Annotated in this window: 18 protein-coding genes and 1 pseudogene; 13 read left to right on the top strand and 6 right to left on the bottom strand. The window is 66.8% G+C overall.

Annotated elements, in window-relative coordinates; genetic code table 11:
- Positions 1 to 9: 9 nt before the first annotated feature.
- Entirely contained in the window at positions 10 to 849 is an 840-nt protein-coding gene (locus tag V2J63_RS06790) for an SDR family oxidoreductase (RefSeq protein WP_331230257.1), read from the bottom strand.
- A 225-nt stretch (positions 850 to 1,074) separates the two neighbouring features.
- Between V2J63_RS06790 and V2J63_RS06785 the strand changes: the two genes are divergently transcribed.
- Positions 1,075 to 1,425, top strand: coding sequence for a hypothetical protein (locus V2J63_RS06785; protein WP_331230256.1), 351 nt, complete (start codon positions 1,075 to 1,077; stop codon positions 1,423 to 1,425).
- 140 nt (positions 1,426 to 1,565) lie between these two features.
- Here the strand turns inward: V2J63_RS06785 and V2J63_RS06780 are convergent, their stop codons facing one another.
- Positions 1,566 to 2,807 (bottom strand): MFS transporter, encoded by a 1,242-nt coding sequence (locus V2J63_RS06780; RefSeq protein WP_331230255.1) that lies wholly within the window; start codon positions 2,805 to 2,807, stop codon positions 1,566 to 1,568.
- A gap of 205 nt (positions 2,808 to 3,012) precedes the next feature.
- Between V2J63_RS06780 and V2J63_RS06775 the strand changes: the two genes are divergently transcribed.
- The 11 genes and pseudogenes from V2J63_RS06775 to V2J63_RS06725 form a co-directional block, all read left to right on the top strand.
- Entirely contained in the window at positions 3,013 to 4,806 is a 1,794-nt protein-coding gene (locus tag V2J63_RS06775) for a polysaccharide biosynthesis protein (protein WP_331230254.1), read from the top strand.
- 3 nt (positions 4,807 to 4,809) lie between these two features.
- Positions 4,810 to 5,781 carry an MraY family glycosyltransferase gene (locus tag V2J63_RS06770; protein WP_331230253.1) on the top strand — a complete coding sequence of 324 codons (972 nt, stop codon included), beginning with the start codon at positions 4,810 to 4,812 and terminating at the stop codon, positions 5,779 to 5,781.
- Positions 5,782 to 5,813: 32 nt separating this feature from the next.
- Positions 5,814 to 6,722, top strand: a complete 909-nt coding sequence (locus V2J63_RS15775; protein WP_434056290.1) for an NAD-dependent epimerase/dehydratase family protein — start codon at positions 5,814 to 5,816, stop codon at positions 6,720 to 6,722.
- Complete coding sequence (locus V2J63_RS06765) at positions 6,719 to 7,864, top strand: glycosyltransferase (protein ID WP_331230252.1); 1,146 nt, start codon at positions 6,719 to 6,721, stop codon at positions 7,862 to 7,864. The genes V2J63_RS15775 and V2J63_RS06765 overlap by 4 nt, the downstream gene beginning before the upstream one ends.
- A complete protein-coding gene (locus V2J63_RS06760; RefSeq protein ID WP_331230251.1) occupies positions 7,861 to 8,769 on the top strand; it encodes a glycosyltransferase family 2 protein in 909 nt (302 codons plus the stop codon). The genes V2J63_RS06765 and V2J63_RS06760 overlap by 4 nt, the downstream gene beginning before the upstream one ends.
- Entirely contained in the window at positions 8,769 to 9,860 is a 1,092-nt protein-coding gene (locus tag V2J63_RS06755) for a glycosyltransferase family protein (RefSeq protein ID WP_331230250.1), read from the top strand. The genes V2J63_RS06760 and V2J63_RS06755 overlap by 1 nt, the downstream gene beginning before the upstream one ends.
- A gap of 20 nt (positions 9,861 to 9,880) precedes the next feature.
- Positions 9,881 to 11,212, top strand: a complete 1,332-nt coding sequence (locus V2J63_RS06750) for a lipopolysaccharide biosynthesis protein (RefSeq protein ID WP_331230249.1) — start codon at positions 9,881 to 9,883, stop codon at positions 11,210 to 11,212.
- Between the two features lie 159 nt (positions 11,213 to 11,371).
- Positions 11,372 to 12,799 carry an O-antigen ligase family protein gene (locus V2J63_RS06745; RefSeq protein ID WP_331230248.1) on the top strand — a complete coding sequence of 476 codons (1,428 nt, stop codon included), beginning with the start codon at positions 11,372 to 11,374 and terminating at the stop codon, positions 12,797 to 12,799.
- A 16-nt stretch (positions 12,800 to 12,815) separates the two neighbouring features.
- Positions 12,816 to 14,231: a tyrosine-protein kinase domain-containing protein gene (locus V2J63_RS06740; protein ID WP_331230247.1), complete on the top strand. Its 1,416-nt coding sequence runs from the start codon at positions 12,816 to 12,818 to the stop codon at positions 14,229 to 14,231.
- Positions 14,232 to 14,584: 353 nt separating this feature from the next.
- Entirely contained in the window at positions 14,585 to 14,740 is a 156-nt protein-coding gene (locus V2J63_RS06735) for a hypothetical protein (protein WP_331230246.1), read from the top strand.
- A 55-nt stretch (positions 14,741 to 14,795) separates the two neighbouring features.
- Positions 14,796 to 15,646 (top strand): annotated as a pseudogene (locus V2J63_RS06725) (IS30 family transposase); the annotation flags it as partial.
- A 259-nt stretch (positions 15,647 to 15,905) separates the two neighbouring features.
- Here the strand turns inward: V2J63_RS06725 and V2J63_RS15770 are convergent.
- The 4 genes from V2J63_RS15770 to V2J63_RS06710 form a co-directional block, all read right to left on the bottom strand.
- On the bottom strand, positions 15,906 to 16,373 hold the full coding sequence (locus V2J63_RS15770) for a CAP domain-containing protein (protein WP_434056295.1): 468 nt from the start codon (positions 16,371 to 16,373) through the stop codon (positions 15,906 to 15,908).
- 119 nt (positions 16,374 to 16,492) lie between these two features.
- Entirely contained in the window at positions 16,493 to 17,041 is a 549-nt protein-coding gene (locus V2J63_RS06720; protein ID WP_331230245.1) for an LPXTG cell wall anchor domain-containing protein, read from the bottom strand.
- A gap of 56 nt (positions 17,042 to 17,097) precedes the next feature.
- Positions 17,098 to 18,936 carry a DUF4012 domain-containing protein gene (locus V2J63_RS06715; RefSeq protein WP_331230244.1) on the bottom strand — a complete coding sequence of 613 codons (1,839 nt, stop codon included), beginning with the start codon at positions 18,934 to 18,936 and terminating at the stop codon, positions 17,098 to 17,100.
- A 93-nt stretch (positions 18,937 to 19,029) separates the two neighbouring features.
- Complete coding sequence (locus tag V2J63_RS06710; RefSeq protein ID WP_331230243.1) at positions 19,030 to 19,500, bottom strand: signal peptidase I; 471 nt, start codon at positions 19,498 to 19,500, stop codon at positions 19,030 to 19,032.
- Positions 19,501 to 20,133: 633 nt separating this feature from the next.
- On the opposite strand from V2J63_RS06710, the gene V2J63_RS06705 reads away from it, so the two are divergent.
- Complete coding sequence (locus tag V2J63_RS06705; protein WP_331230242.1) at positions 20,134 to 24,129, top strand: discoidin domain-containing protein; 3,996 nt, start codon at positions 20,134 to 20,136, stop codon at positions 24,127 to 24,129.
- The last annotated feature ends 71 nt before the right edge of the window (positions 24,130 to 24,200 follow it).

Below are 24,200 nucleotides of genomic sequence, written 5' to 3'. Positions count from 1 at the left end.
CAGGCGCCGCTACTGCCGCAGCAGGTCGGCGAGGCTGAGGGGCGTGCGGCCAGTGAGCCGCTCGACGTCGTCGCTGACGACGTCGAGCGCACCGGCGGCGATCGCCGTGTAGGTGGAGACCCAGGCATCGACCTCCCACCGCGGTGCGCCGTACACGTCGCGCGAGGCGTACGCCTCCTCGAGCGTCTCGTCGTGGAAGCGCGTCGTCCGGCCGGTCACCCGAGTGATGGTCTCGGCGACCTCGGCGAGGCTGAGCGCCTCAGGCCCGGTGAGGTCGTAGCTCCGTCCGGCGTGCGTCGCCGGGTCCAGCAGGACAGCGGCCGCCGCTCGGACGATGTCGGCGCGCGCGACGGCCCCCACTCGCCCGTTCCCGGCGGGACCGCGGATGACGCCGTCCTCTCCGACGAGGGAGGGGAGGAAGTCGAGGTAGGACGAGTTGCGCAGAAAGGTGACGGCCATCCCCGAAGCGCGCAGGTGCTCCTCCGTGTGCCAGTGGTCGCGGGCCAGCGTGAAGGTCGCTCCCGGTGAGGCGCCGAGGAAGGACGTGTAGACGACGTGGCGCACCCCGGCGGCAGCGGCGGCGTCGATGAAGGTGCGGTGCTGGGCGAGCCGGTCCTCGCTCTCCGAGGCCGAGACCATGAAGAGGAGGTCGACGCCGCGCAGGGCCGCGGTCGAGGCGTCGAGGTCGCCGTAGGAGGCGACTGCCACCTCGTGCTCGCCGCTCGGCGCGCGGGAGGCGTCCCGCACGACGAGCCGCAGCGGCCGGGAGGCCGCCGTCAGGGCAGCGGCGACGCCGCCGCCGAGGTTGCCGGTGGCGCCGGTGACGGCGATGGGTCGACTGCGGTCCACGGTGGTCTCCTCGGTCGTCGGTGCGTGTGCAGGGTAGGCACGTCCGCGAGCGCCCGCGAGGAAGGCGGTGGGGACGTACGTCCCGGCACGGCGACCGCTTCGGGACATGCCACCTCTACATGTTGTGCCCACCGTCCCAACACACCCCTACATCCTGGGGTCCCGCGCACCTGCGGTCCGTAGCGTCGTCCTCATCCAAGACCGGACGGACCGAGGAGCCAGAGCATGAACGACCACCCCACCCCGCGCGTCGAGATCGACGCCGTCCGCACCATCTGGGAGAGCCTCGACCTCGTCGTCGCCTCCGGCGTCGAGCACGAGGTGCGCACCACCGTCTACCCGCACGCCACCGCTGCCCGCGACGCCTTCGAGGTCGCCCGCCGGGTGTGCGCTCGCGGCGAGCGGGAGTACGCGCTCCAGCAGGTCCGCTCCACCGGCACCCGCGCGGACTTCGCGGACGAGCTGGCCCGGTGGGACGCGCACGCCTGGGACGCGGAGTGCCGGCAGCTGGCCGCGCAGATCGCGGAACTGGGCTTCGAGCGCTTCACCTACCGCGACGCGCGCAGCGTCGGGTAGGTCCTGCCGCACGCGCGGCAGAAGCACGGTGGACGGGCCCCACTGCACCGAAGACCCGTCCCTGTCGGACAGATCTCAGCGGAGCTGGGGCCCGTGACTGCGCCCCGGATGCCCCTGCGAAATCCCGGTCCGGGCGGTGGCTACCCGATCCCGGCCCGACGGCGCGTGGTGCGGTTGGCGTGCACCGACCACCGCGGTACCCACCTTCCGAGCGCGGCCGCCGCCGCTCCCCCGAGCACGCCCATCGTCCAGATCCCCGCGGCGAGGGAGCCGACGGCGGCGCCCGCCGAGACGATGAGCGGCCCTGCTGCCGAGCCCCCGTCCTGGAGCACCCGCCAGATCCCGAGGAACTGCGAACGCTCCGCCGGCGGCGCGACGTCCGCGCCGAGCGTCATGAGGATCCCGGAACCCATGCCGTTGCCGAGCCCCATGACGACGGCGACGACGCTCACCGCGGCCACTGTCGTCGCGAACGGCAGGAGCACCATGCTCAGCGCCATGACCACCATCGACGGGATCCCGATCCACAGCCGCCCGTAGCGGTCCATGACCTTCCCGGCCGGGTAGAACAGGAGCATGTCGACGGCGCCGGCGAGCCCGAACACGAGGCTCGTCACCGCCGGGTCGAACCCGAGGTGCTCACCCCACAGCGGCAGGACCGTCTGCCGCGCGCCGCGCACGGCACCGACGAGCATGACGGCGACGCCGAGCGTGGCGAACACCTGCCTGTGCTCGCGCAGCACCGAGGTCATGCTCCGCCGCGGCCCGCTAGCCCCACCGGGCGCGCGACCGCCCGCGGTCTTCTCCTGCCGGACGGCAAGCACCGACACCGTGGCGAGCACGGAGGTGACGACGGCGAGCCAGTAGGCGTCCTGGACATCGCCGCCGTGGATGACGGCGGCCCCGGCGAACGGACCGATGAACAGGCCGATGCGGTGCACCCCGGCGAGCGTGGACAGGACGCGCGCCCGACGCAGCGGAGGGGTGATCTCGGTGAGGTAGGCGTGGCGGGCGAGGTTGAAGACGGCGCTGGCCGCGCCGATGAGCAGGACGCTCGCGCCGAGCACCCCGAGCCCCGGCGCCAGGGCGCACCCGAGGAATCCGACGGCGGCCACGAGCCCGGCGAGCAGCATCGCCCCCCGGTCGCCGAGCCGGGCGGCGAGGGAGCCCGCCGGCAGGTCGGCGAGGATCTGGCCGAGCGGCAGGAGCGCTGCCATGAACCCGGCGAGGGCGAGGGAGGATCCGAGGCCCGTCGCCGTGATGGCGATGATGGGGAGCATTGCTCCAACGCCCACCTCGAAGGCGAGGGAGGGGACGAACGCTCCGAGCACGACGCTCCGGAGAGGGAACATCGGCCCGTCGGAGCGCACGGCGGAGGTCATGGCGGGCCATCCTCTACCTCATCGCACCATACGTCCTAGCCGCCCACGCCGCGGACCCTTGCGCGTAGACGTTGGTATAGACTCGAGGTGGGCCTTCTCACGAGAATGACACGTGAAGATTTGGGTACCCTGGAGGAGCGCCCCTATACCGGAGGCGTCAGCGTTTTTCCTCGGAACGGGTGGGGTTCCTTTGTTCAACAGACCTATGGTTCGGCGCGCCGCGATGGTCCTCTGGGACGTCGCGAGCTGGACGCTGGCCGTCGCGTTCGTCGTCGGCAGCCGCTACAGCTTCTACCTGACGGACGTGCAGTGGTCCGCCGTCATCCTCTACCTCGGCCTCGCGGCCGGGCTTCAGGTCGTCATCGGACTCGCGCTCAAGCTGTACCAGGGCCGCTACCGGGTCGGCAGCTTCGAGGAGACCTTCGGGATCGCAGCGTCGACGGCGGTCGTGGGCCTGGCCTTCGTCGGCCTCTTCATCGGAATCCGGCCGCTCGACAACTTTCCGAACGGGCTCGCCCTCATGGCGCCCGCCATGGCACTCCTCGTGACGGCGGCAGGCCGCTGGGGCTACCGGGTCTGGCGGGTCCGCGCGCGCATCATCGCCGCCGACGCCGAGCGCACCCTCGTCTACGGCGCGGGCGACGCGGGCTATCAACTCCTCCGCCTCATCCATACCGACTCGAGCTCCCCCTACCGCGTCGTCGGGCTCATCGATGATAACCGGAGCAAGCGAAACCTCCGGATGGTCGGCATCCCCGTGCTGGGCAACCGGTCAGACCTCCTCGGGGTCGCCAAGAGCGAGGACGTCACGACTGTCATCCTTGCCATCTCCAACGCGAGCCCGGAACTCATCACGGAGATCTCCGACCTTGTCGAGGGCGCCGGCATGAAGCTCCTCGTCCTCCCACCCGTGAGCGAGATGTTCGCTGGCCGCGTCCAGCTGAGCGACGTGCGTAAGGTTGAGATCTCGGACATCCTCGGCCGCCGACAGATCGAAACGGACATCTCGTCCATCGCGGGTTACCTCACAGGTAAGCGCGTGCTCGTCACTGGCGCGGGAGGTTCAATCGGCTCCGAGCTCGCCCGCCAGGTACACAAGTTCGGCCCGGCCGAGCTGATCCTGCTCGACCGCGATGAATCGGCGCTGCACGGCGTGCAACTATCGATCTACGGCCGGGGCCTGCTGGACACGCCGGACATGGTGCTATGCGACATCCGCGACCGTGAAGCACTCGAGGCGGTCTTCACCCGGCACAAGCCCGAGGTGGTCTTTCACACCGCGGCACTCAAGCACCTGCCCATGCTCGAGCAGTACCCGGACGAGGCTTGGAAAACCAATGTCATGGGGACGCTCAACCTCCTCGAGCTCTCGGGCCTTTACGGCGTGGGCCAGTTCGTCAACATCTCCACGGACAAGGCCGCGAACCCCACCAGCGTGCTCGGTCGTACCAAGCGGATCGCCGAGCAGCTCACCGCCTGGCAAGCGACCGAGGCCACGGGCTCTTACCTCTCCGTCCGGTTCGGGAACGTCCTCGGCTCGCGCGGATCCATGCTCCACACCTTCAACACTCAGATCGAGGGCGGAGGACCGGTCACGGTCACCCACCCCGACGTCACCCGCTATTTCATGACCATCCCCGAGGCGTGCGAGCTTGTCATCCAGGCAGCCGCGATCGGCCGTGACGGCGAGGTGCTCGTCCTCGACATGGGTGAGCCCATCAAGATCCTCGACGTCGCCCGTCGGCTCATCGCCCACTCCGGCAAGGAGATCGAGATCGTCTTCACCGGGCTCCGAGAGGGAGAGAAGCTCGACGAGGACCTCTTCAGCGTGGACGAGGCCGGCAGCCGGCCGTTCCATCCGCTCATCTCCCACGTCGCCGTGCCAGCTACCGACCCACGGCAGTGGGAAGGCGCCGATTCGTTTCCCGAGCACTGGATTGCAAGCACCGGCACGAACCTCAATCCGACCCGGTCGGCGTACACATCGCCCGGCAGGTGACGTGTGGATATTTGGCTCGCCGCGGGTATCGCATTCGCAGTTACGACCGCCGCGGCACCTCTAGTTCGCACCACACTCACACGGCACGGAGTCGTTGATTTACCGAACCACCGTTCGTCACACACCGCCCCGACACCTCGAGGCGGCGGTATCGCATGCGCCCTAGGTATCGCCTCGGGCTCCCTTTTCGCGGCCATCTCTGGCTCTCGTGTGCCATGGGCAGTTGTTGTGGCAGCCTTAACACTGGCGCTAGTTGGATTCGCCGATGACCAACTAACTCTTGCCGTACGCCCCAGATTAGCTTCCCAGGCGGCGGCCGGTGCCGTTCTTGGTCTGATCCTGGGTGGGATGGTGTGGGCGCTGCTAGGCGGTATACTTATGCCCACCGTCGTAAACGTCGTTAACTTCATGGACGGAATAAACGGCATCACGGCGCTATCGCTCGCTGTCTGGGCGGGCACAGCCGTTTATGTCGGCGTTGCGAACGAGACTCCGGCACTCGCCTTAGTCGGCGCGCTGACCGCGGGGTCTACGATTGCCTTCCTTCCCTGGAATGCTCCTCGCGCACAGATGTTCCTAGGCGACGTAGGAAGCTATCTGTTCGGAGCACTCGCGACAGGCGGAATACTCGTCGGCGCCACCAGCGAGGTACCCCTCAAGCTGTTGCTAGCCCCGCTTGCGCTCTATGCCGCCGACACGGGCTTCACTCTAATTCGTCGCATGCTGCGCGGAGCGCCACTCACGGCAGCCCATCGCGAACACATTTACCAGACCCTCGTTCACAATCGCGGCTTGAGCCACTCGGCGGTTGCTCTGATTGTCGCCGGGCTCTCAATCATCCTGACTCTAGGCTATGTTTTTCTACCCGCCACTGGCGCCACCATCGCAGCGATCACATGCACGCTAGTCTACATCTTCTTGCCCAACGCACTGCGCTTCCGGAGGAGCCCCGCACCGCCAACCAGTCGCCGCTAGAGCGGAACTCCCAGTAAGGATTACAGCACTTCATGACCTCTCTTACACTGTTCGGGGCAACCGGCTTCGTTGGTAGCGCCATAGCCGCGGAGGCGCGCCTTCATGATCATGAAGTCAGTTCCCCGAGCGCGCCGCGCCTCACCTACGACGGTGATCTAAGCGGTACTCCCCGGCCGGACACCCACGACCCTGACATCGAGCGATGGTTAGAGGCCGCTGTTCGCGGCTCGGACGCTGTCGTGAACGCCGCCGGAATCGCCGACGCGAGCGCTCCCACTTCTCCGCAACTAATCGGCGCGAACGCATATTGGCCGCTCCTCCTAGCCCGCGCGTGCGCACGCGCACGCGTGCCGCGTCTAATCCATATAAGTTCCGCCGCCGTACAAGGCCGCACGACTCTTGACGAAACCATGCGATCGGCGCCATTTTCGCCCTACTCAGCCAGCAAAGCTCTTGGCGAACGGTGGGTAGCGTCGGTACCCGGGATTGAGGTTTGTACCCTGCGGCCCACCTCAGTGCACGGGCCGGAACGGTCCGTGAGTCGATCTGTCGGGCGCCTTGCGGCCAGCCGACTGTCCAGCGTGGCCGGCGGAGGGGTTCGGCACACGCCTCAAGTTCAGGTCCGCACCGTAGCAATGAGTGTCGAATTCCTTGCGACCTTCCCGGGCAAACTCCCGCCTGTGGTGCTAACCCCGGACGAGAGGCTGACTACCGCGGAGTTCCTCCACCTTATCGGCGGGCGTCCACCCAAGACCATCCCCGAGTCAGTAGCCCGCGTCCTGGTCAGACTCGCTCGCGTGAGCGGCATGGCACATCCAGCCATGAGTGCGAACGCACGTCGCCTTGAACTTCTCTGGTTCGGCCAACCGCGCACCCCTGGGTGGCTCGACACAATCCCACACCTAGTTGCGCCACGGTCAAACTGGGAGGGGCGAGCATGACAGCACGATATGGGTCACGCACTGAAACGCCGAAGATACTATTCGGCGTCACGAGCGGCCACTCCGTGCGCGGGTTTTTTTCAGGCTTCCACCAACATCTGGCGCGATCAGGGTGGAACGTCGCGCTCACATGCTCTAACGAGGGTGACCCCCGCACATTTGCCGAGTCGGAGGGCGCGCGCTACATTCCACTTTCAGCCGCCCGAGACCCCCGACCGATAAGGGACTTGGCGACCCTACTGGCACTCATTCGCATATTGCGCGTCGAGCGCCCCGCCATTGCTGTTTGGGGCTCACCCAAACTGGGACTTCTAGGCACGATTGCTTCTCGCCTAACCCGCACACCATCCATCTACGTCGTGCACGGGCTGCGACTAGAGACTACCTCAGGCGCGACTCGCTTCCTGCTCTCCTTGAGCGAGCGCCTAGCCATCGCTTGCGCCACGAGCACGGTCGCCGTGGGTTATGAACTCCGACGACAACTCGTCCATCTACGTCTCGCACGAGAGGGTGAGGTTGAAATTTTACACAACGGGTCCGCCAACGGCGTGGCACCACTGAGCGCTCCCGACAGTTACCGAAGTCGAGACGGCTCCTATATTGGATTCGTCGGACGCATCACTCCGGACAAGGGACTCGCGGACCTCGCCGACGCATGGACAATTGTGCGCAACAGATGTCCCGGTGCCGAACTGCACATAGCCGGTGCCGCGGAAGACGACGGCGCTTCTCGCGCGCTCGAGAACCGCCTAGCGCGCACGCCTGGGGTTCGCTTGATGGGACACCAGTCGGACCTGTCCGATTTCTACCGCGGCATGCGCGCGTTGGCGCTCCCCTCTTATCGCGAGGGTTTGCCGAACGTAGTACTAGAGGCGGCCTCATACGGAGTGCCAACCGTAGCGAGCAACGCGACCGGCGCGAGCGAGGCCGTCATTGCGAATCACACCGGATTAAGCGTACCCGTCGGAGACTCCAGCCAGCTCGCCAATGCATTGTGCCGAATAATTTCGAACGACGCGGAAGCCGCGCTTTTCGGCCTGAACGCTTACGATCACATCCTTAGCAGGTATAATCAGAGCGACCTATGGCGCGCTTGGACAGAGCACATCAAAATCATCGCCGATGAAACGGAACGACGATGATCGGCCAGCATTCAGCGCAGGATCACCGCTGCTCGACCGGTATCCCGAGCACCGACGTGACAGTCATCATACCCTTTTACGAGTCGAGTCGAACGATCGGGCGCGCACTTGAATCAATCCGCTCCCAGGTCTTCGCGCCGGCCGAGGTTATAGTGGTGGACGACGGCAGCGCAGAGGCAGAATCGGCGCTACTGACCGCCATCGTCGCCGATTACGAAGACCTCCCTATTACTGTCGTCAGAATGAAGTCTAATCAGGGGCCCGCGACGGCCCGCAACACGGGCTGGACGCGCTCACACTGCGCGTATGTCGCCTTCCTAGACGCCGACGACTCCTGGTATCCCTCGAAACTTGCAGTTCAGGTAGATGCACTTGAGCGTATCCCCGACGTAGCTTTTGTAGGACACATCGTCGACTCGCCGACAGCTTCCACGACGATCACGCGAGTCCGCACCCGTCAGATCCCGCTTAGGATGATTGGACGATGGACGCTGCTAAGGCGGAACCTGTTCGTAACGTCGAGCGTTCTAGTTCGTCGCGACGTTGCCCACCGTTTCAATGTCGGAATGCGCCATAGTGAGGACTACGACCTCTGGTTGCGCATAGTGCACTCCGGGGGTCGAGCAGTGTTGATCGGCACTCCTCTTGGCGCACAGCACAAGCCACATTTCGGTGAGTCTGGCTTGAGCGCCGATCTTCTCGCAATGGAGAAGGGGGAGCTTCTCGCTTATAGGCATCTGTACACGGCAGGAGCCATCCGCCTTCCTACTCTGGCGATGGTATCTTTTTTCTCGGTCATGAAGTACGGACGCCGGGTCATTGTTGTGCTCGCTCGACACCTCGCAACGACCAGCCAAACCCAGCGCAATAAACGTTCGCCGCATTCGCAAGATGGAGCATCCTAGTGCCCGATCGCCAGTTCACTATCGCCAACGTCTTCGGCTTCGACCCCTCACGGCATCCAGGCATTCTTGATAGACTCTTCGATCGGATGAACCTGTGGCGCCAGAGCGGCGTACGCGCTGAGATAATCGTGTGTTGCCGCGAAGAAAGTAGGATGCCGCACATAGAAGCACCCAAAGGACATGGGCTACATGTTTTGTCCGGGCGAAACTCGCTGCACGCATCCCTACAGATTCCGCGAACACTGCGACGCTTGTCATTCGACGCTATGTACCTCCGTTCCGATCCATTTCCGGCCGTGATTGCGGCTGCCCGCAAGTGGCCGACGGTGCTGGAGTTGCACGGCGATATCGCCGCTGAAAAAAAGTTGCTTTCCGCTCCGCAACGCATCATGGCAGGGCTCGCTCCCTGGCTCATCCGCAGCGTAAACGGTATCGTTTTTGTAGATCCGAGTCTCGCCAATCTTCCGCACCTCAATTTATCGAACGTTCCCCACACGGTGATCACAAACGGCATCGTTCTGCCAGCCACTGACCCAGCATACGCGGAACCCCCAGCGAGCACCGTGGCCAGACCGCGTTGCATCCTGAGTGTCGGATCGCCCTACGCATGGCAGGGCGTGGACAAATACCTTGCCCTCGCAAAGCAACTCCCAGAATTTGACTTCTTCGTCGTCGGCGTAACGGACGTTCCAAGCAACGCGCCGTCAAACGTGCATGTCCTAGCCTTTCAAGGTCTCGATGCGCTGAATGACGTCCTCCGCACCATGGATGTGGGGTTCGGCAATCTGGCCCTGGAGCGTGTCGGGCGCCGCACTCCATCACCCCTGAAGGTTCGCGAGTACTTGGCGAAAGGGCTGCCGTGTATAATAGCCCATGAAGATCCTGACTTGCCAAGGGCGCAGGGCGTCTTGAATCTGGGATATGGATTCGAAGTGGACCAGCAATCCGTGACAGCGGTGCGCAGTTTCGTACGGCACTGGAAGGGGCGCTCCGTACCCCGTGAGACCATGGAACTCGTCTCGGCGCGCCCTAAAGAGCAAAAGCGACTTGCCTTCGTCCACACGGTCCTCCAGAACACGGCACTTTCCTAAATGAGTCCGGAGGGCCGACCGTGTTCACGCTGTCTTCTGTAACGGCAGGAATCACCGCTCGAATCAGCCCCGGCGTCCGCGGCCTCGGGAAACTTATGTCGGGCACTATTGTGGGTCAGGTGCTGGTCCTCGCGAGTATGCCGCTTCTGTCGCGCCTTTACACGCCCGATAGCTTCGGCGTTTTTACCGCTGTGGTTGCCGTCGCCGTGATGGTCGGACCACTGGCGACCGGACGATATGAACTCGCAATCGCTATACCGGCGAAGGACTCGGACGCGGTGTCGGTCGCTTTCGTTAGCCTGATAATGGCTGTCGCTACGGGGGTCATGGGCACGCTGGTCATTCTCGCGAGCGGTGAACTCATTACTACGCATCTCGGCCACCACGACCTCTATCCGTGGATACTCTACGTGCCGCTCATTTCCTCCGTCGCCGCAGCCTTCACGGTACTTCACTACCTTGCGCTTCGACGTCAACGATACGGCGCGATAGCGCGTCGAAGCGTGATCCGGAGCCTTGTTCTCGTCACATACCAGTGTGGCGCGGGACTCGTTTCCCCGACTCCCGCCGGCCTCCTCCTCGGCCAAGCTGCGGGAGAGTTTGCTGGGGTAGTTAGTCTACTAAGCCGCTCGTCGATTCGGGCCGCGTGGCGCCGCAATAAGGTGCGCCCGCTACGGGCCCACCTCGGCCGACTATGGCTTAGCGCTAAGGTCTACCTCCGATTTCCCCTTCTACTGGCGCCGTCCGGGCTACTGAACGTGGCAGGAGTGCACCTGCCAGTCGTGCTCGTATCCGGGCTCTATGGTCCCGCTGTTGCGGGATGGCTCGGCATGGCGCAGCGAAGCGTTTCTGTACCGGTTGCGCTTGTCGCAGCTTCGGTTGCGCAAGTATTTCTCGCCAGATTTGCTAGGGCCGTCCGAGAAGAGGATCCGGGCGCACGAACACTGTTTATCCGGACGTTTCGACGACTGTCTGCGGCGGCCGTTTTGACAACCGTCACCATATTGGTCGCGGCTCCCACGCTTCTCCATGGATTGCTTGGTAGCGAATGGTCGATGAGCGGAGACTATGCGCGGCCGCTTGCAATCGCGGTCGGATGCCAGATCCTTGCGGTGCCCCTGACGCAGGCGCTGATCGTTCTTCAGAAGACCCGCACCCAGGTCGGATGGGACTTTGCCAGGGTCGTCGTCGTTGTCGCCAGCTTGTACCTCTCACGCAAGCTTGACGCGCCGCCACTGACCGCCCTATGGGTCTACTCTGTGTGTGCCGCCGCCATGCACCTGATAGCGCTTGCACTCTCGTATCGTGCCGTCGCCCAACATTTCGGAAGGGATGTTCGGAATGCATCGTGACAGGTGCCCCTGGCGGCCCCACCCTGCCGCGCTCGTAAGGCGCAGCACGGTGGCCCGGAGAGTAGACGTAGGAGGGTTCGATACGGTAGTAGCGCCGCAATGTCGTATGTGCATGCCGCGCCGACTCGGGGTGTCGATGGAGAACGGCGGTGCCTCTGCATGAACGACGCTCCGTTGACGCGTTGGTGTCTCATTGCAATCGCCGGGTTCTCCATCGTACCGGTCGCGTCGTCTCGTGGCTCGCTAGCAATGCTCGTGGTGGCATTAGGGTTTGCCTTCTTAATAGCGTTCGTCGTATCGACGCGGCTGAAGTTGAGCATCATAGAGTTGGGGACTCTCATGCTCCCCATAGCTTTTTACGCACCCCTCGGCGCTCGCGTTAATCTTGGCTTGGCGGATGTTCTTGTTCCCCTGGCGGTGCTTTCACTTTTCGCGCGACCGCGCTCGCCTGGACGTGCCACCAATCGTGGTTCGCCCGTCCTAAGTTTCGCACTTTGGTGGCAGGTGACGCTGTGGCTGTCGCTCGTTTCAGCCGCTCTCCTACACTACTCAACTGATCTCTCGGCTGGAATTTTTGCGTGCCTTAAGTTGGGCGTCGTCGCGGTTTACCTTTACTGGTTTTACACCGAGGCGACACGAGCATTTCGCGCGGGCGACTATCGCATCTTGTTGCTCTGGCGAGGCGCCGCCACCGCTGCCGCTCTCGTCGGCATTCTAGGCGTAGGCGCATACACGCTAGGACTGAACCTAGGCCTGAGTTTCGCGTATCGAGCGACTGGAACCTTCGAAGATCCAAATGCTTATGCGACCTACCTGATCGTGTCCGTCGGTGTGGTTGCCGCTGCGAATGTCCTGGCGACAAGGCGTCCTCTATCGTGGCACCTCCTACCTATCATCGTGGCGATCATGCTGACGGGCTCGAGGGCGGCACTCGCGAGCCTCGTTGTGGCCGTTCTTTTCGCCGTTGCTATAGCGGGGGGCGGCGCCAGGGCACGGCAACTTCGCACAGCCGCGCTCGCATCGGTGGCGGGCGTGGCGGTACTCTTCCTCGCACTGCCGGTGTCATGGACCTCGGATGCGCTAACACGCACACTGTCGCTTTTTTCCGGTGAGGTGCAGAACGATGTGCGGGCGCGCCTTTGGGCCGCTGCGGTGCAGTTGTGGTCGACACGCCCGATGCTCGGAATCGGCCCTGGACAATTTCCAGCGCGAGCGTCTGATATGCACGGCCTTGGCATCGAGCTGGTAACCCACAATACATACCTAAGCCTGCTCGCCGAAGCAGGCATGGTGGGCCTAGGTGTTTTCCTATGGCTCCCCCTTCTGGTTGCGCATCTGCTCTATCGCGCGCACCTCCGTGGGTCTCCCGTTGCAGTGTTATGTCTACTCGGCATTACTGGGCTAGGGATCGAGGCAATGACGCTCAACCTGGAGAACTTTCGCCCGGCGTGGGCATTCTTCGGAATCGCCTTGGCCATCGCACATAGTTCAACGGGTGTGCAGGCTCCGCGACAAACTGCCTCGCCATCGCCACTCGCTACGGGGAAGCAGACACGCCTCGATCATAAACCTTCAGACCCGATCTAACGTTAGGTGAACTATCGTGGAACTTACTGACTACGCACGAGTACTTGCGAAACGCTGGCCGACTGCGCTGATCGTGGCGCTCGCGACGTTCGCGTTAACCGCGGCGATCTCCCTCAACATGACCCCTCACTACACGGCAACGACTAGTGTGTTCTTTGCGACCCAGGCTGGCGGCTCTGTCTCAGAGCTCGCCCAAGGATCGACGTTCACCGAACGACAGATGAGTTCGTACGCTGAGGTCGCGAGGTCCCCGCTTGTGCTTGACCCTGTAATAGATGCGCTGGACCTCAGCGTGACGTCCCGCCAACTGGCGTCCATGCTGAGCGTATCGGTGCCTCCCGAGACCGTTGTGCTCGAGATATCGGCGGCCTCGGAATCTCCTGAACTCTCCGCCAGGATTGCGAACGCCGTCGCGGCGGAACTTTCCACAGCTGCTGCGACCCTCACGCCCGGCGCTTCTGGCGAAGCCGAGTCGGTGCGCGCGACGATCATGACGCCTGCTTTGCCCCCGGCCACACCCAGTGCACCGAATACGCCGCGCAACCTTCTTGTCGGTCTCGTTCTGGGGACCCTTCTCGGGATCGCCGTCGCATCCCTACGAGATCGGCTGGACACAAAGGTTCGCACCGAGACGGACCTTGCGGCGGTTACGGACGTATCGGTTATCGGCACCATCGGCTACGACGAGAACGCTTCCGCGCACCCGATTGTGATGCATGATGACCCTCAGGGGCAAAGAGCCGAGGCATACCGGCGGCTCCGCACGAACTTGCAGTTTCTAGACCTTGCCGACAGGCCTAGTTCAGTTGTCGTAACCTCCTCCGTTTCCGGTGAGGGCAAGAGCACCACTGCAGTCAATTTAGCGGTCTCTCTCTCGGACGCGGGATCACAGGTAGTCCTCGTGGACGCAGACCTCCGCCGGCCTAGTATCGCGGAGTACACAGGCCTCGAGGGCAGGGTGGGCCTCACAACGGTGCTGATCGGCAAGGCCAGTTTGGACGATGTCCTTCAACCCTGGGGAAGTTCCACCTTAGACGTTCTAACGTCCGGCCAAGTTCCGCCGAACCCGAGCGAACTTCTCGGGTCGCGGGCAATGAACGCGCTCCTTCGCGACCTGACGGACCGTTACGACGTGGTGATACTGGACAGCCCGCCCCTACTTCCTGTCACGGACGCTGCCGTGCTAAGCAGCGGGGTTGGCGGAATGCTCGTTGTGGTGGGGGCGGACCGTATCCATAAGGGGCAGTTGCGGGATTCCCTCGAGTCGCTTGCGACTGTGAATGCTCATCTACTTGGCCTTGTTATCAATAAGGTTTCCAGGCAAGACGGCGACCGATATGGCTACTCGTATGATTCGTACCGTTCGGTGGAGACTGGTGACCGCAACCGGCACGCTCGCAGGAATCAAAGGTCGGAGCGCGCTGGCAGGTGAGTTGAACGCGGGAGCGTCGAATGGACCGCCTTCAAGCTGTACAACACATGTCGCCCACAGGCTCGCATGACCTCATACGTGCCTAGCCAGGCCCATTTGCGTGTCTCTGGCCGACTCCCCTGGCCGGCTTCCACGGAAAAGGCCCCGCTGAGTGTGTTTACGCTGGTCAGCGCGCTGCGTGTGCCTGATTCGGGACACTAGGGGCGCGGGTAGCCGCACGCTGTGTCGCCATTTATCCGTGAAGTCAGGCCCCTCGACGGAGGGCTACGGCCGTGCGAGTAGTGGACCCGCGCGGTTGTGTCCGACGGAGCCTGACCCATGTCGGGTCAGCTCACGATGAACTCGAGATCGCCGTGCTGATGCAGGCCACCAGAGAGCAGCTGAACCAGGGCCAGCGCGAGCTCGACCTCGGACTCGATGCGCCGGCGGGCTCTGGCCCGGGCCGGGCCCGTGTGATCGCGGCCTCGAGCCAGCTGTGGGAGGTGCGGGCCGATGCTTACCGGATGTGAGCCGCCCTGGATCTCCCGGAGGACGCTGCAACGGTCAACCGTCCCGGGTTTCGTGAAGGCTCGCAATCCACGGAGGATGAGAGTTATGGCAGCACCGAGGAAGTATCCCGAGGAGCTTCGGGAGCGGGCGGTCCGGCTCGTGCTGGACGCCAGGGACCAGGGGTCGGGCAAGGCGGCGTGCCGGCGCGTGGGTGAGCAGCTCGGTATCAATCCCGAGACGCTGCGCGGCTGGGTCGGGCGGGCCGAGATCGACGCCAGTCACGAGACGATCTACCAGTCAATGTTCCTCCAGGGCCGCGGGCAGCTACGCCGTGAGCTCGCGCGGTGTCTGCGGTCGGGACGCACGGCCCGCAGACCCCGGACGGCGACCGACGGCCGCGGCCGGATCCCCGGCATGGTCATGATCAGCGAGCGCCCCGCCGAAGTCGAGGATCGCGCCGTCCCTGGGCACTGGCAAGGCGATCTCATCCTCGGGGAGAACAGTCGCAGCGCCGTCGGAACCCTCATCCAACGCAGCACGCGACTCACCCTGCTGCACCTACCCGGCGGCAAGAGCGCCCGTCATGTCGAGACCGCGATGCGCAGGGCCATCATGGCGCTGCCGGCGCCGCTGGCGCGCACGATCACGTAAGACCAGGGTGCCGAGATGGCCAAGCACGCCGAGTTCACGACGAATACCGGGGTCCCGATCTACTTCTGCGACCCGCACTCGCCGTGGCAGCGCGGCAGCAACGAGAACACCAATGGCCTGTTACGCCAGTACCTGCTCAAGAACACCGATCTGAGCATCATCAGTCGCCCGGACCTGATAGCGATTCAGGACTCTCTCAATGGCCGCCCCGCAAGACGCTCCGCTGTCTGACACCATCGGAGAAGTTCGCAGAACTCGTTGCGACCACCGGTTGAATCCGCCATCTAATTCGGCCCGGCCCAGCTCGCGGTTCTCCTGCTCGAGCTCGTTGAGCCGGCTCGCCTCCGTCATGCACACCCCAGGGGTGTGGCCGTCGTCTATGTCGGTCTACTCCGCGCGGCGGACACTGCACGCCGTGCCGAACCGCTCGCTGGGACGCAGTCCCAGCGGCGACCTGACGAATTACATCGCCAGATCACTACTCGGGGCCGGCAGATAGAGACCCCGACTACACCCCGAATCGGGATGAGCCCGTTAGGGTCCGAGGAACACCTGGGAGCACAGAATCTCGCTGCCGTGCTTTACGCATCCGATACCGATCTCGGCGAGAGCGGGGTCGACGATATTTGCCCTGTGCCCTGGTGATCCCATCCAAGCGTCGACAACTTCTGCGGGCGCCGCCGCGCTATTCGCCAAGTTTTCCGCGGCAGTTGTCCGAGGCGCGCAGGCCTCAATGACCGGGGCTAGAGGCGCGTGCTCAAGCTCGCCGCCACTGAGGTCACGCGCCCGCTCCTGTGCTGCGGTTTTAGCGCATGACGATTCCGCGAGGGCATCCAGCCCCTCGTTCACGCGTGCCGCGTTGGTCCATGCCACCAATTCATCAGCATAGGCGCTAGTAGTCAACGCCACCGTCGGCACTTCCGTTAGAGTCGACACCGGATCCTTACCGGGATTTATGACACCCGCACAGCCGCTCAGGAATACTAGCGACCACGTAAGCATGATCAGACCCCGTACACGCATTCCAGCTGCACCTCTTTTGCAGTCGCACCGTTCGCGAACAACGAGGGCCCCCGCGTAAATCCGCGGGGGCCCTCGTCAGCGCTTCAGTGCTGCGTTGCTCAGACGTTCTGGCTGCGGCGGCGCATGAAAAACACGATGCCCGCGCCCACGAGCAGCAGCACGGCGCCACCAATCAGCAGCGGCGTCGCAGTCGCTCCCGTCTCGGGAAGTGCCGGACCGGCCGCCTCGTCGCTGTCGCCGCCAGCGGCGTCGTCACCGTCTCCGTCGCCCTCACCAGGTACGCCATCGCCCACAACGAGGGTGAATGTCTCGATGACGTTGCCGTCAGCGTCCGTGGCGACAGCGGTGTAGACGCCCTCTTCGCTCAAGGTCAAGGAGAAGACGGCCTCGCCGTTCACGGCCGTCTTCGTGAGCGCCTTCGTGCCGGCGATCTGGATTGCGTCGTCGGAGACACCGTCTGCGCTCACCGTAAGGGTGACGTCGGTGCCAGACGGGGCCGTCACGACGACCGATACGGCCTCGCCCGGCGCGGGGTTGGTCGTGGAGACGACTGCGTCGTAGTCAGCCCCCGTGTAGCCGATCGCAGCTGTGGGTGCGAGAACGATGACGGCGGCTGCAACAGCAGCGCCAATTGCGCGTCGAATCATGGATTTCCCCCTGAGGTACGTCTGAACCGCCCGGTCTGTCGGCCCCACCCTACCGGTCAACCGGCGCAGGGGGTAGCCGAGACTGCAAACTTTCCGCTACCGGGCCCTGGTGTGACTCTAGTCGCAGCAGGGAGCGGCGTTTCCGCGGTGGCAACGATATCATACTCGGCCACAGATACGTCGCCCGGCGAGAGAATCACTTCGCGCGCCGCGACGACGAGTTCGTCGTGTACGTGGGGCAGCACGGGCTGGCGCGTTCCGTCTGCGGCACGAACTGCGGTGATGCGGCCCCCCTCGGGCGCGTAGACGAGGAGGTGCGAGCGCATGTCGCCCGGCGCGACGACCTCTCCGTTGCCCGCGAGTGCGACCGGAAGATCCGCGGAATTCTCCGGCGCCTCCGATGCGACCGTGACAGTCACGGTGAGGTCCTGGGAGCCGTCCGCGTGGCACGCCCTCGCTGTGACGTCGACGTCCATGCGCTGGTAGTAGGCCATCTTCGCAGCACTGAGGTCGTTGAGGTAGACGCCGATGACCGGGGCGTCGCCGTCCCGCCCGCGCAGCTCTCCAGTCAGCGTCGACGCGGCGAGTAGCGCCTGCTCCTCCGGCCGCGCGGGCCACACCATGAGGCGGCCGTCGTCCGCGGCCAGCGTCAAGGCCCCCACGGCTGCCGCCGGGTTGCCGGCGCCGGCCATTACCTCAGAGAAGATCGTTGCGGCGGCGACCTGGAAGAAGGCGTCCTGCATCGCCGGGTCCGGTATCTCGAGGTAGACGGTGTTGAGCATCGTCTGGGCGGCGTTCGCCGCGGTGAGCACTTGACCGGTGGGCAGCGTGACGGGCCCTGTGGCGGCGAGCATGGACCCCAGTGCCACGGGATCGATGCTGACGACGCCGTCGAGCTCGGAGCCGTGGGTGGTGCGCCACATTGCGGACGCAAGCTCGGCGCTGCGGGGGAAGTCCGGCGTGGCCGTGATGTTCCCCGGGTACCGGCCGATCTGGTCGCCGAACAGGGCCACCTCGGCATCGGTGAGCTCGAGGACCGGCTCGGTGTAGGAGCCGAGGAAGCCCGCGGGTCCCTGGTCGACGAGGGAGATCGCGCCGGCCTCGGCGCGGAGGAGCACGAAGGCCCCGGTGAGGCCGCCGGTGCTCCGGGGCTCGGCGTTGTTCTGGACCATGAGGAGGTACTGCCGGGGCTCGTCCGCGCCGAGCATGGGCGGGATGAGCTGGACGGCACGGGCGGCGGTCTCGGTGAGCGCGGCGACGTCGCCGAGCTCGGCCTCGAGCTCGGCGAGCGGGGTGCGGAGGCGCTCGTGGATGGCGTCCCACTCGATCGTGCCGAGTCGCTCCGTCGCGGCGAAGACCGCCTCGTTGGCCGCGATGACCGTGGGCGCCGCCGTCGTGAAGGGGACGAGGTCGATCCGGCCGTCGACTGGGGCGAGGGCGGCCGGGCTCACCGCGTCGGTGACGGAGACGAGGTCCGGCAGGACATCGGTCGCGAGGTCGTCGACGACCACGGCGGCGGTCTGCGCGGCGTCGACGTTGGGGCCGATGCCGGGGATGATGCCCGCGAGCGCCCAGTGTGGGCCGTGGAGGGCGTCGCGCGCCTTGTTCGTGTGCTCCTGGAGCTCGGCGGATGTCGCGGCGGCAGCCTCGTTGTCCCCCGCGAGGACCTGCGCCTTGAGCTCGGAGACCTGCGGCATGGCCGCCCGTAGCTCGGCGTACGCGGTCCGCGCGTCGAGCGCGAGGAGGATCACCGCGACGCCGAGCAGGACGATGGCGACCACCACGCCCCAACCCACGAACACCGGCAGCCGGCTGCGCCGCTTGCGGGCGATACCGCGCTCGCGGCGGCCGGGCGCCGGCGCGTCGTCGTCAAGGAGGGGAAGGAGTGAGCTCACGCGTACATCTCATCACTCCCCGGGGGTGCGCCCGACGCGTGCGGTGCGACGAAAGGCGAGGACCGCCGTCGGGCTCCGCGTCGCCGTCCGGGTCTACCGCCGGACGAGCTGGACCGCGGCGTAGGCAAAGAGGGCCATCGCGGTGGCCGCGACGAACCCGCCGGCGTTGTCGCCCACCCACGTGCCCAGCCGCCCCACGGCGGGCACGTGGTAGAGCGCGCGGCCCATGACCTGCTCCGCGACGATCGGGGCGTCATCGGCGGCGTTGGCGTCACCGCGGGTGACGAACTGGGTGCCGCCCTCACCGCCGAGCACCGTGGCGACCACCCGGTGCGTGATGAGCGTGGGGTCGTCGGAGACGGGCTGGAACGCCACGACGTCCCCGACCTGGATCTCCGCCGCCGCGACCGGGACGACGACAACGGCATCGCCGGCCGAGTAGAGCGGCTCCATCGAGCCCGAGGACACCGTGAGCGGCGCTCCCCCGAGAACCCGCGGCGCGACGGCGAGCGCCAGTGCGGCCAGGACCGCGACGACAAGCACGCCGGTGAGCAGCGCGGACACGATGGCCGCCGGCCCCAGCCTGGCCTCCGTGCCCCTCGCCCGCGCGGGAGCCGTCGTCTTCTCGGGCGTCGCAGTCGTATCCGCCGCCGTGGTCGCCGTCGTCGTCCGGGTCCGGTGCCGCGGCCGCGTCGGCGCGGCCGCAAAGCCGCCCGCGGTCATGATGCGGCCCCGCTCATGGTGCTCGTCCTCGTGCGCCGTGCCCGTCGGGCCATCGACGCCGTGCGCGCCCGCGCACGGCCGAGTGCTTCGTCGCTCATCCGCCCCTGAACCTTCCGCGTTGTTTGAGGGCGTCGGCGGCGTTCGTCCCCGTCGTCCTCCCAGCCACCGGTGGATCGTGGTGCTGGCTCATGTCCCGCCTACCCGTCTAGACGAACGTCTAAACTTTCGTAGCCGATAGTCGAGGACGGTACCACCCATGGTCGAGGCGCCCCGAACTTCACCCATTTGGCAAGTCGACGGCTTCCAAACCCCGCGGGGCCGTTGCGCGGCGACTTCGCGAGGCGCTTCCGATATGGCTGCGCTGTCATACGCGCCTGGTAACGTCCATGACGGACCTGGGGTGCCGCCGTCGCCGGAGCTGACGATGCGCCGCTCCCCCGCCCGCCCTGGCTCACACGACGACGAGGTGCCGGCATGCGACGCAGCGCGATCCCCACGACCACCCGCACCTCCGAGCCGCGCCCGCCGCGGCAGCGGCGACTAACCCGCCGCCGGCTCGCGGGCCTCGCCGCGGCCGCCGCGCTGCTCCTGCCCGGGCTGCCCGCCGCCGCGGACACGACGCCTCCGCAGCAGGCGCAGGAGGAAGCGCCGGCGTACGGCGCCCCGGACACGACGGCTGCCCACTACTACGAGGCGCTCCTGCGCCACACGCGCTGGACCGAGTCCGTCTACGACTCCGCCGCGGGCATCTACGAGCTGCGGGACATGAACTTCGCCGTCGTCCTCGGCAACGCCGTCCTCCTCACGCACGGGGAGTACGACGCCGAGCTCGCGGGCACGAGCGAGGACGCCCTGCGCGAGCACACCCTCGCGACGATCACGCACTACGCGGCGTCGAACCGGCTCGTCGACCCGCAGGGCACGTGGGGGCGCCAGCTCTTCTGGGAGTCGACGTTCCAGTCCTACTTCCTCGCCGCCGGCCGGCTCCTGTGGGACGAGCTCGACGCGACGACCCAGGCGAACCTCACGACCATCGCCGCCGAGCAGGCCCGCTACACCGCGGACCTCAACTTCGGTCGCGACCCGCTCTCCGGCGGGTGGAACGCCCACTGGCCGCAGGGCAACCACGACGGCGACACCGCGCTGGAGGAGGCGGGCGTCTACACCCAGGCCCTCGCACCCGGCCTCGCGTGGGCGCCGGAGGACCCCGACGCCGGCCGCTGGGCCGCCCAGCTCGCCGACTGGGGCCGCAACGCCGCCGGGCAGCCGACGGCGGACCGCAACAACCCCGCCGTCGTCGCCGGAAAGCCCATCTCGAGCAACACGACCCAGAACATCTGGGACACCTACCTCGTGGAGAACCACGGCTCCTTCGGGCCGCACTACCAGTCGGACATCTGGCGCTCCGGCGCCCGCAACGCCATCCACTTCCTCCTCGCCGACCAGGAGATCCCCGAGATCCTCCTGACCCAGCCGAACTCGGCCGAGCTGTGGCGCACGATCGAGATGGTCATGTCCGCCCAGGGCGAGCCGCTCATGCCGCTCGTCAACGACCGCGAGTTCCTCTACGGCCGCGACGTCCTGCCTCTCGCGTTCCAGGGGCAGGTGCTGCGCAACCCGCACGCCGCCCGCGCCGAGGCCTCCCTCGCCGCCGCGCTCACCGACTACCAGATGTACCCGCCGGTGTACCGGCTGACGAAGTTCTCCGGGGAGCCGAAGTACGAGCCCGAGGCGCGCGCGGAGATCGCCATCTCCTACCTGCTGCACGTCCACGCCGCGGAGTCCGGGGCCGGGCCCGTCGTCCCCACGCCCGAGGACGAGCTCTTCGCGGCGCTCGCCGGCGTGCGCGACTTCGGCGCGGAGCCGGGGATCGTCATGCAGCAGTCCGAGGCGGCGTGGGCCGGGGCCGTGAGCCGGCAGGGCTTCGTCAAGTTCCCGTGGGTGCCGGCGCACGACTCGTGGCTCTTCCACATCTCCGGCAGCTCGCCGTTCCTCTACCCGACCACCGGGGCGCGCGTGGACGAGCGGTCCGTGCGGACCTACACCGGGCCGCGGGACGGGTTCGAGGGCACGTCCTCGCTCTTCCGGATCGGCGACGGCTACGCGGGGCAGGTGACGCTGCCGACCGGGTCGGCGATCTACGCGTCCTCCGGCGCGGGCAGCGGGGACGGGACGGTCCACGTCCGCAACCTCGACATGAGCGGGTACAACGGGCTCGACGGCTCCCGCACGTACACGACGGCGGAGGGCGAGGTCACGGCCTCCCTCCCGGTCGAGCGGCCGACCGACCCGGCCGACGCCAACGCCGCCCGCGTGGACGAGCTCTCCTTCGACGCCGTCAGCGCCCGGTACGTGCGCATGCAGGGCGTGCGCGGCAACCCGACGTACGGGTACTCGATGTACGCCTTCCACGTCTTCGCACCCGACGCCGCGGCGGACCTCGCGGCGGGGAAGCCGGCGGCGGCCTCGAGCGAGGACACGGGGAACGGGCGCCAGGCGGGCCGGGTGACCGACGGGAACCCGACGACGCGCTGGGCCGTCGCCCCCGCGGAGCGCACGCGCGGCGACTCCTGGGTGCAGGTGGACCTCGGCGCCGCGACGCAGGTGGGCGCCGTCCGCCTCGCGTGGGAGTCCGCCGCGGGCCAGGAGTACCTCGTGCAGACCTCGCTCGACGGCGAGACGTGGACGACGGTCGAGCGCTACGGCAACGCGCCGGAGGACGCCAACGTGGCGCGGCTGGACGACGTCGGCCTCGCGCGGGCGGACGGCGAGGCGGGGCCGGTGACGGCCCGCTACGTCCGCATGCAGGGCGTGCGCGGCAACCCGGACTACGGGTACTCGCTCTACCACTTCCGGGTCTTCGGGCCGGGCGGCGGGGCGAACCTCGCCGCCGGGCGCCCGGCGACGGCGTCGAGCAACGACGAGGGCCGCTCCCCCGGGTTCGTCACCGACGGCAACGCCTCCACCCGGTGGGCCGTCTCGCGCGCCGACCGCACGCGCGGCGACTCGTGGATCCAGGTCGACCTCGGCGAGGCGCGCGACGTCGCGCACGCCCAGCTCGGCTGGGAGTCCGCCGCCGGGCAGGAGTACCTCGTCCAGACCTCGCTCGACGGCGTCACGTGGGAGACCGTCGGGCGGCACCGCGAGCGCGGCGACGAGATCCTCGAGTCGGCCGGCGGGTGGATCAACGTCGAGGACACGGGCGGGTTCGTCGTGCGCGGCGCCGAGGCGCCCATCACGGTGGCGCGGTCCGGGGACACCCGGCACACGATCCGCCTCGCCGACGACGGCGGCGGCGCGCTCGTCGAGATGGTGGTCGGGGACGCTGCCGTGACCGCTGCGACGGCGGGGCGCGCGGTGGCGACAGCCGACGACGAGGCCGTGCTCGTGAGCGACCTCGACGGCTACGTCTCCCTGTTCAACCTCAGCCCCGACGCCATGACGACGACCGTCACCGTCCCCCACGACGGCGCCGAGGTGGCGCTCTACGCGGGGTCGCAGACCGTGGGGGCGAGCTCGTCGGAGCTCGAGGTCGAGGTGCCGGCCGGGAGCGCCGTCGTCCTCGCGCCGCGGTTCGTCGTGAGTGCCGGGGACGGCGAAGGCGGGCTCGCCGGGCTGGCGGCGTCGGTGCCGGACGGGCGGAGCATCGAGCTGACGGCGCCCGAGGGCGCTGCGGCCGCGGTGGACGTCCGCAACGTCGCGACGGGCGAGACGCGCGCCGTCGTCGTCGGGGCGGACGCGGCCGAGGACACGGCCCGCCTGCTCTTCCTCGACGCTGCGCCGTACCCCGTTCCGGATTACGCGCTGAGCACGCTGACGTTCCCGGCGTCGGTGCTGCCCGCGGGCATGACGTCACCGTCGCTCGCCGTCGACGGCGACCCGAGCACCTCGTGGGTGCCGGGCCCGGGCGGGCGGATGGTGACCGACCTCGGTGCCGCCCGCGACATCGGCACGGTCATTGCGACGTGGGACGGCGCCGCGGCGCCGGGCCTCACGGTGTCGACGAGCGACGACGGGTTGACCTTCGAGGATGTCGCCGAGGTGGCAGCCGGCGAGCAGGTGGGCAGCGTGGCCGTCGACCGGACCGCGCGGTACGTCGCGGTGACGACCGCTTGGACGCCGGGCGACGCCGGCCTGCGGAGCCTCCAGGTGCTCGCACCGGGCGCCGCGAACCCGGAGCTCCCGCCCGGGCTCGAGGTCTCGGTCGTGGCGGATACGCGCTGCGTCGTCGGCCGCGTCGTCGAGACGGCGCGGGTGACGAACGAGTCCGACCAGCCGGTCGAGGCCGTCATCACGAGCCCGTACGGGTCCAAGACGGTGACGCTGGGTGCGGACCGCTCGACGTCGGTCGCCTTCACCACCCGGCTCGGATCGGTACCGGCCGGAGAGGTGACGGTGTCGTCCACCGCCGACGGGCTGCCCGGCACGACGACCGTGACCGCTGCGTACGGCGCCCGCACCTGCGGCTAACCCCGGGCAACGTCCGTCTTCCTCTCGTGATCATGCGGAAGCGCAGTGTGCTCACGAGAGGAAGACGGCGC

It is taken from the genome of Georgenia wangjunii, assembly GCF_036421975.1.
Lineage (GTDB): Bacteria > Actinomycetota > Actinomycetes > Actinomycetales > Actinomycetaceae > Georgenia_A > Georgenia_A wangjunii.
Note: the sequence above shows the minus strand (reverse complement) of the source record. Positions and strands in the feature narration are given on the sequence as shown.

Coding starts and splice junctions, on each gene's coding strand:
- V2J63_RS06785 (WP_331230256.1), top strand. CDS start 1,075: ATGAACGACCACCCCACCCCGCGCGTCGAGATCGACGCCGTCCGCACC.
- V2J63_RS06780 (WP_331230255.1), bottom strand. CDS start 2,807: ATGACCTCCGCCGTGCGCTCCGACGGGCCGATGTTCCCTCTCCGGAGC.
- V2J63_RS06775 (WP_331230254.1), top strand. CDS start 3,013: ATGGTTCGGCGCGCCGCGATGGTCCTCTGGGACGTCGCGAGCTGGACG.
- V2J63_RS15775 (WP_434056290.1), top strand. CDS start 5,814: ATGACCTCTCTTACACTGTTCGGGGCAACCGGCTTCGTTGGTAGCGCC.
- V2J63_RS06765 (WP_331230252.1), top strand. CDS start 6,719: ATGACAGCACGATATGGGTCACGCACTGAAACGCCGAAGATACTATTC.
- V2J63_RS06760 (WP_331230251.1), top strand. CDS start 7,861: ATGATCGGCCAGCATTCAGCGCAGGATCACCGCTGCTCGACCGGTATC.
- V2J63_RS06745 (WP_331230248.1), top strand. CDS start 11,372: ATGAACGACGCTCCGTTGACGCGTTGGTGTCTCATTGCAATCGCCGGG.
- V2J63_RS15770 (WP_434056295.1), bottom strand. CDS start 16,373: ATGCTTACGTGGTCGCTAGTATTCCTGAGCGGCTGTGCGGGTGTCATA.
- V2J63_RS06720 (WP_331230245.1), bottom strand. CDS start 17,041: ATGATTCGACGCGCAATTGGCGCTGCTGTTGCAGCCGCCGTCATCGTT.
- V2J63_RS06705 (WP_331230242.1), top strand. CDS start 20,134: ATGCGACGCAGCGCGATCCCCACGACCACCCGCACCTCCGAGCCGCGC.